Here is a 15,168-nt window from a genome sequence, read left to right as displayed (position 1 = left end):
ACTGTCTCACATCGGCCCACGGCGCCGCGGTTTTGCAGACCTTCCTTATGAATGTATCGAATGAGTGGTCTCACGCTGGCAGGCCTGAACACCCATGGAAACCCCTCCGACTCAGAAGCCTTCCATCAGGTGTTGGCACTCCTCCAGCCCGTCGGGTGCGCCCTGCTTTCCTTTGTACTGAAAGGGGTCCTTTCCCGGGCTTTTCCAGGTGCCAGGCTTGAGACCTTTTGGGCAAATCTGCTCGTACTTGCTGGTCCACTTGGGATTGAAGCAGTAGTTGTTGGCGATTTTCCAGGTGCCGGCGATCGGGTTGACGCCCACCCAGCAGTGGGGCGTGTAACCGAACGCGCAGAAAGAAAAAACGTCTTGATCGGCAGGAAGATCGTCGTCGAAGGCGGCGCCGCCTGTACTGGTTCCAGAAGGGGCAAGACCTCCGCATTTCGACTGCCCCTGAGCCGCCATCGCACTGGCAGGGACCGAACTCAAGAGCACCACGCTCAAGAGCCAGGACCATGTTTTTGTTTTCATCATTACTCCCTCGAAAAATAAATCACTGCCCCAATGAGGCTCTGCACCAAAACCACTCAGATTTGGCCTTCGATCACCTCCGTGGGCGCATGGCGGAGGTATTCGTGGCTGTTGGCCATGGCCGTCTTGCGCTGCGTGCGCAACCCTTTGCGCCGCGCGTGAAACTCGGTCAACCAAGTGTCTGGTTGCTGTGGTGTCGGGTGCTCGCGCAGCAATTCGGTCAGGATCTCCACGTTGTCGCTGGAGCCAGACAACACAGCGAGTTCGTCGTCCATGCCGTTGAGGTTGAGTTGGCACAACACCGCGTTGTGTCCTTGCTTGACCAGAAAACAGCGGCTGCGCTCATCCAGCCCGACCACCAGTTCAAATTCGGCCTGCGTCAGCTTGAGACCTTCCAGGTAATCTTTGGAATCGGCGTTGGGGTTGGGCAGCAAGATCAACGTGGCAGTTTGTTCAATCAACGATGCCGAAATGTCGCTATTGAGCGCGTCTTGCGGGCTTTGTGTCGCAAAAATGCCCAGGCCGTTTTGCTTTCGGATGGTCTTCTGTTTGTTCTTCGCAAAGTCCTTAAGACCGCCCTTGCCCTCCAGCACTTTCCAGAACTCGTCCATCACATAGATAAATGGACGTCCATCGATCAGGCTCTCCATGCGATGCAACAGGTATTGGATGATGGGTTCGCGGGTCTTGCCATCTTCGATCACCTCGGTGTAGTCGAAACCGATGATGTTGGAGCCTGAAAAGTCGATGTTGTCCTTGGGGTTGTCGAACACCCATGCTGCCGGGCCGCCCTTGCACCAGACCGAAATGCATTCGAAGAGGCTGTTTTCGCCCGTGTTGGGCAAGCTCTTCTGCAGGTTGGTCATGGTTCGCAAATGCATGGGCGTGTCGAGAATGGCCCGCACGGCGCGAATCAGGTCCTCCTGTTCAGATGGGGAATACTTGTCTTTGCCACACAGCGCCTGAATCAGCTCTACCAGGAACTGTTCGTTTTCTGGCGTGTTGTCGCACTGCAGCGGATTGAACCCAGTTGGGCGCCCCTTCTCCAGCGTGAAATAACGGCCTCCGCAGGCACGGATGAAAATCTCGGCGCCACGGTCTTTGTCGAAGAAAAAGATGGTGGGCTCAGGCTGAATCTTCTGTACTTGCGCGAGCAGAAAATTGATCAACGCGGTCTTACCAGTGCCGGACTTGCCGATGACCATCGTGTTGGCGATCGCCTTTTCACCAAGCGAATACTCGTTTGGCTTGGTAGCATGAAAATTGAAATGATAGGCCTGATTGTTCAGCGTCTGCAAAATACTGACAGAAGAGCCCCACGGATTAAAGTTAGGTTTACCGGTTGCGAAATTATGCAACGGGCACAAGCCAAGAAAGTTAAGTGAGCTCAAATTGGCAATGCGAGGGCGAAAACGCCAGTTGCAAGGCAGCTGAGCGTAAAACGCTGCGGGAATTGCCACATCTTCCTTCACGGTCACGAAGCTGGCGCCCGATAGCTGAGCTCGAGCCTGAGAAATATTGTTGTAGAGTTCTTCTTGATCTGACGCAAAAATCGCCATATTGAAATGGTATTGTCCCAGAACAAAATTCCCGGAAGCCAACTGGTCCATCGCAAAATCCAGCTCCACGATTTGGCTGACCGCCTTGTCTTCTGACGACAACATCGCACCTTTGGTGCGCTCCAGAGCCTTCATTGAGTCGTATCGACTCATGGGCGTGAACGAGTGCGTAACGATGTACTCGAATTCCAAGTACTTTAGACCATTCAAAATTCCCGGCCAAGAACTATCTGCATATTCTTTGATATTGAGAATCGCACCGTAATAATTGTCTCCGTTGGCCGTACGGATTGCAAAATCACCACTACCCGTCGAGAACATGTGCTTGCTCGTGGGCAAGTAATTGTAGATCGGCGCTGGCAACACCGGCACCGGCTCATCGACATGATTCAAAAGGTATCCAAAAAACTCCAAGTTTTCCGAGAACACCTGCTTGTTGATACTTTCATAGAGACCCAAGCGGTACGGCGAATAGTCCTGGAGTAACGCCTCTACGTTGCCAACCAGTTCATAGATTTTCTCAAGATAGGCTTTTTCCTCGCGACGCAGAACTTCAATGTCCCTGGAGATGGCTGCAAATCGTTTTCCGCTGACCACCGGCCGATAGATCATCGTCAGGTACAACTCATTCTGCATAAGACGCTTGCTGGACAAGCGCTCCATGTAGCTGTCGTGCAGCTCCTGACTGAAGCGATGAGGAAAATGAGCACTGGTCTTGATAGGCCGGCGTCGCCGCACGTCATGTGCCCAGAATGCGACGTTCTCAAAATCTGGCGCGCGCAAGCTTTGCAGCAGACTGTTGAACGTCTTGTGCCGGTGCTCCAACTCCCAATCCTCCCGACCCACGAACGGAAAACCGCTCAAGAGCCAGGTAATCATGTAATCCCCTTCCCGCGACTTCACCACATGGGTGTCCACATGAGTACTGAAGGGGACGAAGTTGCTGTAATCAGCTTCAGGAGAGACAAGTGACATTGAATATTGATCAGTAAGCGAAATTCAGCCAGACCATACAAATAGATCTATTCAATATAATCAATCATCTTGCGCCGTCTATATAAGTTTTTACCAGGACCAAAGACCCAAGCACCACCGTAATTGGTTGAATTTCGAGGTAAAAATCTAAAAACCAAATGAAGCCCGATCAAACGAAAGATCATCTCATCTCTCTTGGCAGCCATCCTCATGACAAAAATGATAAATGGGATCAAAAGCAACAGATACAAAGAGATATACATTGCAAGCAACAATGGCCCACCAGCACCAACCAAAAAAGGTATGTATGGCACACCAAGAATCATGGGTGGCCGAGTGCACCCTCGAAAGAGGACATCTTTCCTCATCGCAATTTTACACCTTAATTAAATTGGCAAAAACCATTTAAAATCATCACTGAGTATTAACCGCGCACGTGTTGTTTGCACCAGTGTTAGCCTGCCAATCCGCAACAAACCATCCAGAAATAGTGGCAGCCCCACCAATCAACAAACCTCCAATCAAAATCGGAGCCACATCGGACAACCGTTTGTGAGCAAATGCGATTTGATATCCAGCAAACACGATCGCGATCGTAACGATTGAAATCGAAGCAACTTTCAGTATTGTTTCAAAATTTTCAAAAAACCCGGTAACATTATTGCATGCATCAACAAAGCCGGCTGCATTCGCCGATTCAGAGGCAAACAACAATGCAATCAAAAAAACATTAATGAGCACCCGAAAGTGGCTTGCAATAGATTTCAAAAAAATAGGATTCATGGTTCTTTCCATTTCTAAAACACAAATGATCTGTCCGAGGGCGTTGCGCTTTCTCGCAGACTGGGTGTATCGCCGTCGGACGCGCCTTCAGCAGTGTTTCCAGGTTTCCCTGAAGACTCGATGGAGTGCAACAAGCTGCCGCCTTTTCGAGCGGCCACGGCGCTGGATGCACTGAATTTCTCTGACTTACGCCCACCACCTGCAACGGGGGACAAGGGCGCGTTCAAGTCAGGCAATGGAAGCTTGTCTGCGGGCAAGCCTGTACTGGCAGGTGGCAGCAAGCGTGTTTGATATGGGTCGCCGTTGACGCCCACCACTTGCGTCGGGATGCCGTTCAATCCATCGGATCGGGACTTGTTTGAGTCCGGCATGACAGCACCCGGCCCAGGAACGGGTATGGCAGGGCGGTTTTCGGCTGTTTCGACGCCCGCGCTCTGTCTTGACGATGGCCCTGAAGGCACCTGAGCGTTGGCCAGCGCGGCGGCGGTCATGGACAGCGGCGTCGAGGGCTGGTATTTGCGGATCGCATGCGGCTCAGGGTAGGTGGTGGTCTGCCCCGTGGTTGCAGCAACTCGCGCAATTGATGCACCGGAGGCAGTCCCAACACCGCTCAGGGGCACGTTGTCTTCACGAGCCAGTTTTCGCGGACTGTTGTTGTAGGGAATGATCCTGACCGGCTCCCCTTGGGACACAAGGCCGTACTGAACCTTGCGCATGGACGCAAAGATTTTTTGAACGTAGCCATGCTCAAACCCGGTGGCAAAGTTTCCGGAGTAGTAGCAGCTGAAGGCTTTGCCCCAATCTTGGGCTCGGTCGTAACACTCGCGAAGAATTCTGGAGCCCGCTCTGAGGTTGGAGCAGACGTCGAATGCATCGGCGTAGGTATTCAAGCCGTATTTCGCCAGGTTATAGCGATTGACCTGAGCGATGCCGACCGAGAAGTTGTAGCCCTCTTCCTTCAGCTGGCGAACCGCAGCCAGCGCTTCGTCAAGGCTTTTGGGCTGGCGCGCAAGATACCCGCCCACAACGCCAATAGCGAAGGGATTCCGTGATGACTCGACGTGAACCACGTGCTGCATCACTTCTTTGGGAACCGAAAGATCGGGGCATTCCAGCATGAGAACCATGACGCGGCGAACGCACAAAGCCCTGGTTCAATGCATGCCGAACGGGTGTCGGCAATGACGACCAGAGCGATCGCTGAGATGCGGCCGCTTCCTCCTGAAAATCTGTTTTATTGCGGCGCATTGTAACTTGTGTACTAGTGGAAACAGCTACGTGAATATTCACTGAACACCTTAGTTGACACAACATGTAACTTTGCGCGTTAAAACGTTTCTCAGGCTGCGTGTTTCTCTGAGGCTTGCATAGCTAACCACACCTTCAATGCATCCACCGTCTGATGCACGTCGTGCACCCGAACAACGCTGGCACCCCGCTCCACGGCCAGCAGGGCTGCGGCGATGCTGGCCGACACGCGCTCGGCCGGAACCGGTCTCCCAGTGACGGCGCCGAGCGAAGACTTACGCGACCAGCCCGCCAGTATCGGATACCCCAGCGCAAGCAACTCGTTCTGGCGTCCGAGCAGCGAGAAGTTCTGCTCCACCGTCTTGCCAAAGCCAATGCCCGGGTCCAGGGCGATCCGGTCGCGCGCAACGCCAATATTGCCCAATGCCTGGGCACATCCCATCAAAAACTCGGCGACCTGTGACAGCACATCGCCTTCCATCGGCGCCACCTGCATGGTCTGAGGATCTCGATGCATGTGCATGAGACACACACCGCAGCGTGGGTGAGAAGCCACGACGCCCAATGCGTCACCCTGCCTCAAAGCCCAGATGTCGTTGACGATGTCAACGCCCAGGTCCAGAACGGCGCGCATCACCTCCGGCTTGTAGGTATCGACCGACACGGGCACACCCAGCTTGACCGCTTCGCGCACCACTGGCAGCACCCTGGTCAGCTCCTCATCCAGCGACAAGGCAGGGCTGCCGGGGCGGGTCGACTCGCCGCCGATGTCCAAAATGTGTGCGCCCTCGTTGATCAGCTGCTCACAATGAAGCAAAGCGGCTGAGGCAACAGCATGTTGTCCGCCATCAGAAAATGAGTCAGGCGTGACGTTGACAATGCCCATAACCTTGGGCGAATTCAAGTCGATGTCGAAACGAGTCGTGATCCAGCGCATGGGTGTCCAAGGCTCCAACGAAAACGGGGCCGTGAGGCCCCGTGAATACTGTGAATAAGACCTGAATCAGGCCGCGTTCGGCGCTGGATCAGGCGTCACGGCTGGTGTACCGCCACTGCCTCCTCCCCCCACAGACGGATTGCGTGGCGTCCAGTCCTTCGGCGGACGCGGGGGCTTGCCGGCCATGATGTCGTCGATCTGCTCAGCGTCGATGGTCTCCCATTCAAGCAGGGCCTTGGCCATGGCGTGCATCTTGTCACTGTGCTCTTCGATCAGATCACGTGCCAGCTTGTATTGCTGATCGATGATGCGCCGTACCTCGGCGTCCACCTTCTGCATGGTCTGCTCGCTCATGTTGGTGGTCTTGGTCACCGAACGACCCAGAAACACCTCACCCTCATTCTCGGCGTACACCATCGGGCCCAGCGCATCGGTCATGCCGTAGCGCATCACCATGTCACGGGCGATGGAGGTGGCGCGCTCGAAATCGTTCGAAGCGCCGGTGGTCATCTGGTTCATGAACACTTCTTCGGCAATACGGCCACCAAAGAGCATGCTGATCTGGTTCAGCATGTAGTCTTTGTCGTAGCTGTAGCGATCCTGAGCGGGCAGGCTCATGGTCACACCCAGCGCGCGACCGCGCGGGATGATGGTGACCTTGTGCACGGGATCGCATTTGGGCATCAGTTTGCCAATGAGCGCATGACCAGCTTCGTGGTAAGCGGTGTTCTTTCGCTCTTCCTCGGGCATCACCATGCTCTTGCGTTCGGGGCCCATGAAGATCTTGTCCTTGGCCTTCTCGAAGTCCTGCATTTCGACCACGCGTGCGTTGCGGCGCGCGGCCATCAAGGCTGCTTCATTGCAAAGGTTGGCCAGATCGGCACCACTCATGCCGGGCGTGCCCCGCGCGATCACGCTCGGGTTCACGTCGGTGCCCAGGGGCACCTTGCGCATGTGCACGTTCAAGATCTGCTCGCGGCCGCGGATGTCGGGCAGCGTCACATAGACTTGGCGGTCGAAACGGCCCGGGCGCAGCAAGGCGGCGTCCAGGATGTCCGGGCGGTTGGTGGCGGCCACCACGATCACCCCCAGGTTGGTCTCGAAACCGTCCATCTCGACCAGCATCTGGTTCAATGTCTGTTCGCGCTCGTCGTTGCCGCCGCCCAGGCCAGCACCGCGCTGGCGACCAACCGCATCAATTTCATCAATGAAGATGATGCAGGGAGCGTTCTTCTTGGCGTTCTCGAACATGTCGCGCACACGGGCCGCACCCACACCCACGAACATTTCCACGAAGTCAGAGCCCGAAATGCTGAAAAACGGCACCTTGGCTTCGCCCGCGATGCCCTTGGCCAGCAAGGTCTTGCCTGTGCCGGGAGGGCCAACCAGCAGCAGGCCGCGCGGAATCCGCCCGCCCAGCTTCTGGAACTTGGCTGGATCTTTCAGGAAGTCCACGACCTCCTTCACTTCTTCCTTGGCCTCGTCGCAACCGGCCACGTCGGCGAAAGTCACGGTGTTGTTGTTTTCGTCGAGCATGCGGGCCTTGCTCTTGCCGAAGCTGAACGCCCCGCCCTTGCCGCCGCCCTGCATCTGGCGCATGAAATAGATCCACACCCCGATCAACAGCAGCATCGGGCCCCAACTCACGAGCAGAGTCATCAGCAGCGAGCCCTCTTCACGGGGGCGCACATCGAACTTCACGTTGTTGTTGATCAAGTCACCCACCAACCCGCGGTCGAGGTAGGTGGCGGTGGTGCGCACCCGGCGGTCGTCTTGGGTGACGGCCACGATTTCGGTACCGCCTTGCCCTTCTTGGATGGTGGCGGATTTGAGCCCGCCAGATTTGACCAAGTCGAGGAATTCGGAATACCCCACAGTGCCGGCACCCGCAGAGGTGCGACCATCAAACTGCTTGAAAACAGTGAAAAGCACCATGGCGATGACCATCCACACGGCGATTTTCGAGAACCACTGGTTGTTCAAGTGCGGCTCCTGGCTAGAACATTGTCGGAATAAGGCATGTTGAGACCATTTTAGGTCTTTCAAGATGACCTTGAATTGATCTTTGACGTGGCAATGTCAATGAAATGGTCGGTGTTTCCCCGGCAATCGTTGAGCGACCTCAATTTTTAAGACCCATGCCCACCAGAAAGGTTTCAGAAGACTTGTCGCGCGAAGCCTTGGGCTTGAACGGTTTGACCACCTTGAAGGTCTGGCGAAACAGCGCCACCATCGGGTCGTAAGCCCCCCCATGGAACAGCTTGACCACCAGCGAACCGCTCGGCTTGAGGTGTTTGACCGAAAAATCGACCGCCAGCTCCACCAAGTCGATGATGCGGGCCGCGTCGGCGGATCCGATGCCGGACAGATTGGGGGCCATGTCGGACACCACGACGTCCACCGCCTGGATGCCACGGTCGATCAGGGCCTGCTCCAGCTCGGCCAGCACAGCCGGCTCGCGAAAGTCGCCCTGGATGAAGTGCACACCCTCCACCGGCTCCATTGGGAGCAGGTCCAGCGCCAGGATGTGCCCGTGCAGCGCTCCGACCGCTGCGCCCTGCGGGCTCAGCCTGCGGCGGGTGTACTGGCTCCAGGCGCCTGGCGTCGAGCCCAGGTCGACCACACAATCACCGGGACGGATCAAACCCAGGGTTTCGTCGATCTCCTTGAGCTTGTAGGCGGCTCGTGCGCGGTAGCCCTCGCGACTGGCGAGCTTGACGTAAGGGTCGTTGACGTGGTCGTTCAACCACGCCTTGTTGACCTTCTTGCTCTTCGTTTTGACTTTCATGCCCATGAGGGACGCCCGGCTTCTGTGTAAACGATAATTGTCCCATGCCCCAGATCACACTCACTCCCGCCCAGCGCAAAGTCCACCGCGCCGATGCCCACCACCTTGATCCCGTCGTCCTCGTTGGCGGCGATGGCTTGAGCCCCTCGGTCAAGAAGGAAATCGACGGTGCACTCAAGGCCCACGGCCTGATCAAGGTCCGCGTCTTCAGCGACGACCGCGCTGCTCGCGAGGCCATGCTGCAAACACTCGCCGACGAACTCGACGCCGCGCCCATCCAGCACATTGGCAAGCTGCTGGTGCTCTGGCGCCCGGTGCCCGAGAAGGAGAAAGCGGTGGACGAAGACCGCATGCCCGGCCCGCGCGACGTGAAGGTGCTGAAGTTCAGCAGCCGTGGCGGCCAGCGCCCTGAAGTGAAGGTGGTGCGAGTGCTGGGCAACCAGCGCCTGACCCCCGGCGGACAGGTCAAGCGCGCCAAGGTTCTGAAAAAGAGCATCAAGAAAAGCGCTCGCTGACGCGACATGGGTGAAAGCCCCGCCGTCGAGTCTTGAAGTTGTTCCCCTGAGCCCCTACTGAGACCGCATGAACATTTCCGTTGACAACCCTTTGCTGGACTTCTCGGGTCTGCCGCTTTTTGATGCCATTGCGCCCGATCACGTGGCACCCGCGGTCGATGCACTGCTGAAGGAAGCCAACGCCGCGCTTGAAACCGTCACGGCCGACGACTTCCCCAGCGACTGGACGGCGATCTCTCGGGTGTTGGACGTTGCAACGGAACGACTCTCGCGGGCCTGGGGATCGGTCGGGCACCTCAACAGCGTGGCCGACACGCCCGCGTTGCGTGCGGCCTACAACGAGGCGCTGCCGCGTGTCACGGAGTTCTGGACCCGCCTGGGCTCGGACGAGCGGCTGTTCAACAAATACCGGTCGATGGACCTGACCCGCCTGAACGCCGAGCAGGCCCAGGCCCACCGCAACGCCATGCGCAGCTTCGTGCTCGGTGGCGCTGAGCTCCAGGGCGAGGCCCGGGAGCGCTTTGCCTGGCTGCAGGAGCGCCAGGCCGAACTGGGGCAGAAGTTCAGTGAAAACGCGCTGGACGCCACCGATGCCTTCAGCCTCGTGGTCCCCGCCGAAGAGATGGCGGGTGTTCCTCCCGATGTGCTGCAGGCCACCTCGGCCGCGGCGCTGGCCGATGGTCAGGCGGGTCACAAGCTGACCCTCAAAATGCCCTGCTATCTGCCGGTGATGCAGTTTGCCCACAGCAGCGGATTGCGTGAAAAACTCTACCGGGCGTATGTCACACGCGCCAGCGACCAGGCGCCCGACGATGCCCAGCGCTTCGACAACGCGGCCATCATGGCCGAGCTGTTGGCGCTGCGTCACGAAGAGGCTCTGCTCCTGGGCCATCGTCACTATGCGGATGTGTCGCTGGTGCCCAAGATGGCCCAATCGCCCGAACAGGTGGTCAGCTTCCTCCGCGATCTGGGCCACAAAGCCCGCCCCTACGCCGAGCAAGACCTGGCCGATCTGCGCGTTTTCGCCAGCACCGAATTGGGGCTGAACGATCCACAAGCCTGGGACTGGCCCTACATCGGCGAAAAGCTCAAGGAAGCGCGTTACGCCTTCAGCGAGCAGGAAGTCAAACCCTACTTCACCGCGCCCAAGGTGCTGGCTGGCCTGTTCCAGATCGTTGAAACCCTGTTCGAGGTGGCGATCCGCCGCGACACGGCGCCGGTGTGGAACCCTGGCGTCGAGTTCTACCGCATCGAGCGCAACACCTCCGCGGGAACGCAGTTGGTGGGCCAGTTCTACCTGGATCCGGCCGCGCGCACCGGAAAGCGCGGCGGCGCCTGGATGGACGACGTGCGCGCCCGCTGGCTGCGACCGGACACCGGCGCACTGCAAACCCCGGTGGCGCACCTGGTCTGCAACTTCGCCGAAGGCGTGAACGGCAAGCCACCGCTGCTCACGCACGACGACGTGATCACCCTCTTCCACGAATTTGGTCACGGCCTGCACCACCTGCTGACGCAGGTGAACGAGCGTGACGTATCGGGCATCAGTGGTGTGGAATGGGACGCTGTCGAACTGCCCAGCCAGTTCATGGAAAACTTCTGCTGGGAATGGGACGTGCTCAAGCACATGACCGCCCATGTGGACACCGGCGAGCCGCTGCCCCGTGTGCTGTTCGACAAGATGCTCGCCGCCAAGAACTACCAGAGCGGCCTGCAGACGCTTCGCCAGGTGGAGTTCTCTTTGTTCGACATGCTGCTGCACAGCCAGACCCCGCCCGCCGACAGCGGCGAGGCCATCCTCGCGCTGCAGCAGCAGGTGCGCGACGAAGTCGCGGTGCTGCAGCCACCGGCCTACAGCCGCACGCCCCACACTTTCAGCCACATCTTTGCGGGCGGCTACTCCGCCGGTTATTACAGCTACAAGTGGGCCGAGGTGCTGTCGGCAGACGCTTACGCGGCCTTCGAGGAAGCCGCGAAAGCCGGCGGTCACAGCACGCTGGACGTCGCCACCGGTCGCCGGTACCGTGAGGCCATTCTGGAAGCGGGCGGCAGCCGTCCCGCCATGGAGTCGTTCAAGGCTTTTCGCGGCCGTGAGCCGGGCATCGACGCCTTGTTGCGTCACCAGGGCATGGCATGAAGCGCCCTTTGAAATGGTTGACAGGAGATGACATGAAGCACATCGCGATTCGGGCCCCAAAACCCGCTGGCATCGTGGCAGCGGCCTTGTTACTGGGAACACTGGCCGCACCCTGGGCCATGGCCCAGGGTGTCTACCGCATCGTCGGACCCGACGGTCGGGTGAGCTACTCCGACCAGCCCCCACCGCCCAGCGCCAACGCCAGGCCGGTGGCTGGCGTGTCGGCTGGCGCCAGCGGGAGCGCTCCCCTGCCGCCAGAACTGCGCCAGGCGGCCGGCCGGTACCCGGTCACCCTGTACACCGGCAGCGACTGCACCCCCTGCAACAACGGTCGGAACATGCTGAACGCGCGCGGCATCCCCTACACGGAAAAAACTGTGAACTCCGCGGACGACGGCGCTGCATTCAAGCGATTGAGCAACACCAACAGCCTGCCCCTGCTCACGATCGGCAGTCAACAGATCAAGGGCTATTCCGAATCGGAGTGGAACCAGTACCTGGACGCGGCCGGGTATCCCAAGCAGTCGGTGCTGCCCGCCAGCTACCGGCGCCCCGCGGCCACGGCCCTGGTGGAGGCCAAGCCCCTGCCTGCAGCAGCACCCAGCGAGACGGCGGCAGAGAGAAGGCGCTCGGCGGCACCACCGGCGGACACGCCCGCAGCGCCTACCGTGGAAGGCTCGGGCGGCATCCGCTTCTGAACCCTGGGGCAGGTGTCAGAAGCTCAGGGTCTTGACGCCACCGGGCGTGCCGAGCAGACAGACATCGGCCTTCTGGTGGGCAAACACGCCCACCGTGACCACGCCGGGCCACTGGTTGACCTGGCTTTCAAACCCCAGCGGGTCGGTGATCTGCAGGCCCGTGACATCCAGGATGTGCTGGCCGTTGTCGGTCACCAGCGGTTGGCCGTCTTTCAACCGCACGTGCGCCTTGCCGCCCATTTGCTGAAATTGCCGCATCAGACGGGCCGCGGCCATCGGAATCACCTCCACCGGCAGCGGAAAGGCACCCAGCACCGGCACCATCTTGGACTCGTCGGCAATGCAGACGAAGCGCCTGGACATGGCTGCGACGATCTTTTCACGGGTCAGTGCCGCACCACCGCCCTTGACCATGAAGCCCCGCGCGTCGATCTCGTCGGCGCCATCGATGTACACCGAAAGCTCCGTGACCTCGCTGGCGTTCAGTACCGGGATGCCCAGGGCGCGCATGCGGGCTGTTGAGGCCTCTGAGCTGGACACGGCACCCGGAATCTGGTCTTTCAGCGACGCCAGCGCGTCGATGAACTTGTTGACGGTGGAGCCAGTGCCCACCCCCACCACCTCGCCGGGGATCACGTACTGGAGGGCGGCCTGCCCGACCAGGGCTTTGAGTTCGTCTTGGGTCATTTGAGACAATCAGCGGTAACAAAGAATCCCACGATTATCCAATGTCACTTCTGCCCTACGCCGTCGCCCGCCCCTTCCTGTTCGGCCTCGATCCCGAAGCTGCCCACGAGCTCACGCTGGGCAGCCTGGCAACACTGCAGCATTCCCCACTGACCTGCCTGTACAGCGAGCCCCGCGTGAACGATCCGTTCACGCTCGCCGGCCTGCAGTTCCCCAACCGCGTCGGCCTGGCGGCCGGTCTCGACAAGAACGCCCGCTGCATCGACGGCCTGGCCGCCATGGGCTTCGGTTTCGTCGAGGTCGGCACGGTCACCCCGCTGGCGCAGCCGGGCAATCCCAAGCCGCGCATGTTTCGCTTGCCCAAGGCCAACGCCCTGATCAACCGCCTGGGTTTCAACAACGAGGGCCTCGCCGCGTTCATTGCCAATGTGCAGCGGGCCCGGTTCCGCGATCAGGGCGGTGTGAGCCCGATGCTGCTCGGACTGAACATCGGCAAGAACGCCGCCACGCCGATCGAACGGGCGACCGAGGACTACCTCACCTGCCTGAGCGGCGTGTACCCGCACGCCGACTACGTGACGGTCAACATCTCCAGCCCCAACACCAAGAACCTGCGCAGCCTGCAAAGCGACGAGGCGCTGGACGCCCTGCTCGGCGCGGTCTCGGAGCGGCGCGAGCAGCTGGCCCAGCAGACGGGGCGGCGCATCCCCGTCTTCCTCAAGATCGCCCCCGACCTCGACGAGACCCAGGTGGAGGTCATTGCAGGCACCCTGATGCGTTACGGCGCCGACAGCCGCGGTGGGGTCAACAACTCGTGGGGCGTGATCGCCACCAACACCACGCTGAGCCGCGACGCCGTCAAGGGGCTGCCCCACGCGGAAGAAGCCGGTGGTCTCTCGGGGTCACCGGTGCTGGAAGCCAGCAACCGGGTGATCCGCCAGCTGCGCGCCTGCCTGGGCAAGGACTTCCCCATCATCGGCGTGGGTGGCGTGATGAGCGCCCAGAATGCATTGAGCAAGATCCAGTCGGGCGCCAACCTGGTCCAGATCTACACCGGCCTCATCTACAAGGGGCCGTCGCTGGTGTGGGCGTCGGCGCAGGCGATCAAGAACGCCCGCGCCGAAGCGGCCTGAACGCCACCGGCATCACAGCCCTTCAGAGCAGCGACGCCACGCGCTCGCCGATCGCCAGGCAACCGGTCAGCCCGGGCGACTCGATGCCGAACAGGTTCACAAGCCCGGCCACGCCGTGTCGCCTGGGCCCGTCGATCCGGAAATCGGCGGCCGGCTCGCCGGGTCCGCTGATCTTGGGGCGCATGCCGGCGTAACCGGGTAACAAGGCGCCGTCGGGCAAGCCGGGCCAGTAGCGGCGCACTTCGGCGTAGAACGACGCGCCACGCGCCGGGTCCACCACCAGATCGTCCGGATCGTCGGTCCACTGCACATCGGGGCCGAATTTCGCCTGGCCGCCCAGATCGATCGTGAGGTGCACGCCCAGCCCCGCCAGGTGCCTGTCGGGCTCGGGGGCGGGGTAGATCAGGTGCTCAAACGGCGAGCGACCGCTCAAGGTGAAATAGCTGCCCTTGGCATACCAGGGCTTCGGCACCTGGGCCGGGTCCAGCCCCCGCGTGCGACGGGCAAGGTCACAGGCCTGAAGACCGGCCGCGTTGACCACGCTGCGGGCGCGCAGCACCGTGCCATCCAGGGTGGCGACGTCCAGCCCGTCGGCATGGGCCTGAACGGACTTCACCTCGGTGTGGCAGGCCACCAGGCCTCCCGCGTGCTCCAGATCGCCCTGCAGACCGAGCATCAGGCCGTGGCTGTCGACGATGCCGGTCGATGGCGAGAGCACGGCAGCCTCGCAGTCGAGCTGCGCCTCCAGCGCCCTCGCCTCGTCGCGGCTCAGGCACCGCAAATCGTGCACCCCATTGGCCCGGGCCTTGTCCAACAGAGCCGGCAGGGCCGCCACCTGGGACGGTGTGTGGGCCACGATGAGCTTGCCGCAACGGCGGTGGGCGATGGCGCGCTCGCCACAGTAGGCGTACAGCCGGTCACGCCCTTCCACGCACAGCTGGGCCTTGAGGGAGCCGGCGGGGTAGTAGATGCCCGCGTGCACCACCTCGCTGTTGCGGGAGCTGGTCCCAGACCCGATGGCACCCTCGCGCTCCAGCACCATGACCTCCCGGCCCGCCAGGGCCAGGGCACGCGCCACCGCCAGCCCCACCACGCCCGCGCCGATCACCACCGCGTCCACCCGTTCCATGCCATGCTCCTCTGGACCGCAGCCCGGCTGACACGCCCGTCAGTTTTGGCC

The 15,168-nt window shown here is 60.3% G+C and carries 14 protein-coding genes; 4 read left to right on the top strand and 10 right to left on the bottom strand.

The window, feature by feature from the left end; genetic code table 11:
- Nucleotides 1–111 precede the first annotated feature (111 nt).
- The 8 genes from IM738_RS06730 to IM738_RS06695 form a co-directional block, all read right to left on the bottom strand.
- Nucleotides 112–528, bottom strand: a complete 417-nt coding sequence (locus IM738_RS06730; protein ID WP_236965111.1) for a hypothetical protein — start codon at nt 526–528, stop codon at nt 112–114.
- Between the two features lie 56 nt (nt 529–584).
- Nucleotides 585–3,062, bottom strand: coding sequence for a VirB4 family type IV secretion/conjugal transfer ATPase (locus IM738_RS06725; protein WP_236965110.1), 2,478 nt, complete (start codon nt 3,060–3,062; stop codon nt 585–587).
- 47 nt (nt 3,063–3,109) lie between these two features.
- Complete coding sequence (locus IM738_RS06720; protein WP_272907813.1) at nt 3,110–3,430, bottom strand: type IV secretion system protein VirB3; 321 nt, start codon at nt 3,428–3,430, stop codon at nt 3,110–3,112.
- 46 nt (nt 3,431–3,476) lie between these two features.
- Nucleotides 3,477–3,845, bottom strand: coding sequence for a TrbC/VirB2 family protein (locus IM738_RS06715; protein ID WP_236965108.1), 369 nt, complete (start codon nt 3,843–3,845; stop codon nt 3,477–3,479).
- Nucleotides 3,846–3,859: 14 nt separating this feature from the next.
- Nucleotides 3,860–4,972, bottom strand: a complete 1,113-nt coding sequence (locus IM738_RS06710) for a lytic transglycosylase domain-containing protein (protein WP_236965107.1) — start codon at nt 4,970–4,972, stop codon at nt 3,860–3,862.
- Nucleotides 4,973–5,184: 212 nt separating this feature from the next.
- Nucleotides 5,185–6,030: a dihydropteroate synthase gene (gene folP, locus IM738_RS06705; RefSeq protein ID WP_236965106.1), complete on the bottom strand. Its 846-nt coding sequence runs from the start codon at nt 6,028–6,030 to the stop codon at nt 5,185–5,187.
- Between the two features lie 66 nt (nt 6,031–6,096).
- A complete protein-coding gene (gene ftsH / locus IM738_RS06700; RefSeq protein WP_236966261.1) occupies nt 6,097–8,013 on the bottom strand; it encodes an ATP-dependent zinc metalloprotease FtsH in 1,917 nt (638 codons plus the stop codon).
- Nucleotides 8,014–8,152: 139 nt separating this feature from the next.
- On the bottom strand, nt 8,153–8,818 hold the full coding sequence (locus IM738_RS06695) for an RlmE family RNA methyltransferase (RefSeq protein WP_236965105.1): 666 nt from the start codon (nt 8,816–8,818) through the stop codon (nt 8,153–8,155).
- Between the two features lie 44 nt (nt 8,819–8,862).
- On the opposite strand from IM738_RS06695, the gene IM738_RS06690 reads away from it, so the two are divergent.
- The 3 genes from IM738_RS06690 (at nt 8,863) to IM738_RS06680 (ending at nt 12,168) form a co-directional block, all read left to right on the top strand.
- A complete protein-coding gene (locus IM738_RS06690; protein ID WP_236965104.1) occupies nt 8,863–9,333 on the top strand; it encodes a YhbY family RNA-binding protein in 471 nt (156 codons plus the stop codon).
- A 67-nt stretch (nt 9,334–9,400) separates the two neighbouring features.
- Complete coding sequence (locus IM738_RS06685; RefSeq protein WP_236965103.1) at nt 9,401–11,470, top strand: M3 family metallopeptidase; 2,070 nt, start codon at nt 9,401–9,403, stop codon at nt 11,468–11,470.
- A gap of 32 nt (nt 11,471–11,502) precedes the next feature.
- Nucleotides 11,503–12,168: a glutaredoxin family protein gene (locus IM738_RS06680; RefSeq protein ID WP_236965102.1), complete on the top strand. Its 666-nt coding sequence runs from the start codon at nt 11,503–11,505 to the stop codon at nt 12,166–12,168.
- 15 nt (nt 12,169–12,183) lie between these two features.
- Here IM738_RS06680 and rpiA read toward each other — a convergent pair whose 3' ends face one another.
- Complete coding sequence (gene rpiA / locus IM738_RS06675) at nt 12,184–12,855, bottom strand: ribose-5-phosphate isomerase RpiA (RefSeq protein ID WP_236965101.1); 672 nt, start codon at nt 12,853–12,855, stop codon at nt 12,184–12,186.
- A gap of 41 nt (nt 12,856–12,896) precedes the next feature.
- On the opposite strand from rpiA, the gene IM738_RS06670 reads away from it, so the two are divergent.
- On the top strand, nt 12,897–13,988 hold the full coding sequence (locus IM738_RS06670) for a quinone-dependent dihydroorotate dehydrogenase (protein WP_236965100.1): 1,092 nt from the start codon (nt 12,897–12,899) through the stop codon (nt 13,986–13,988).
- Nucleotides 13,989–14,010: 22 nt separating this feature from the next.
- On the opposite strand, the gene IM738_RS06665 is transcribed toward IM738_RS06670, so the two are convergent.
- Nucleotides 14,011–15,117 carry an NAD(P)/FAD-dependent oxidoreductase gene (locus IM738_RS06665; RefSeq protein ID WP_236965099.1) on the bottom strand — a complete coding sequence of 369 codons (1,107 nt, stop codon included), beginning with the start codon at nt 15,115–15,117 and terminating at the stop codon, nt 14,011–14,013.
- Nucleotides 15,118–15,168 lie beyond the last annotated feature (51 nt).

The organism is Hydrogenophaga sp. SL48 (genome assembly GCF_021729865.1).
Taxonomy (GTDB): domain Bacteria; phylum Pseudomonadota; class Gammaproteobacteria; order Burkholderiales; family Burkholderiaceae_C; genus Hydrogenophaga.
This window is presented reverse-complemented; position numbering and strand designations above follow the sequence as displayed.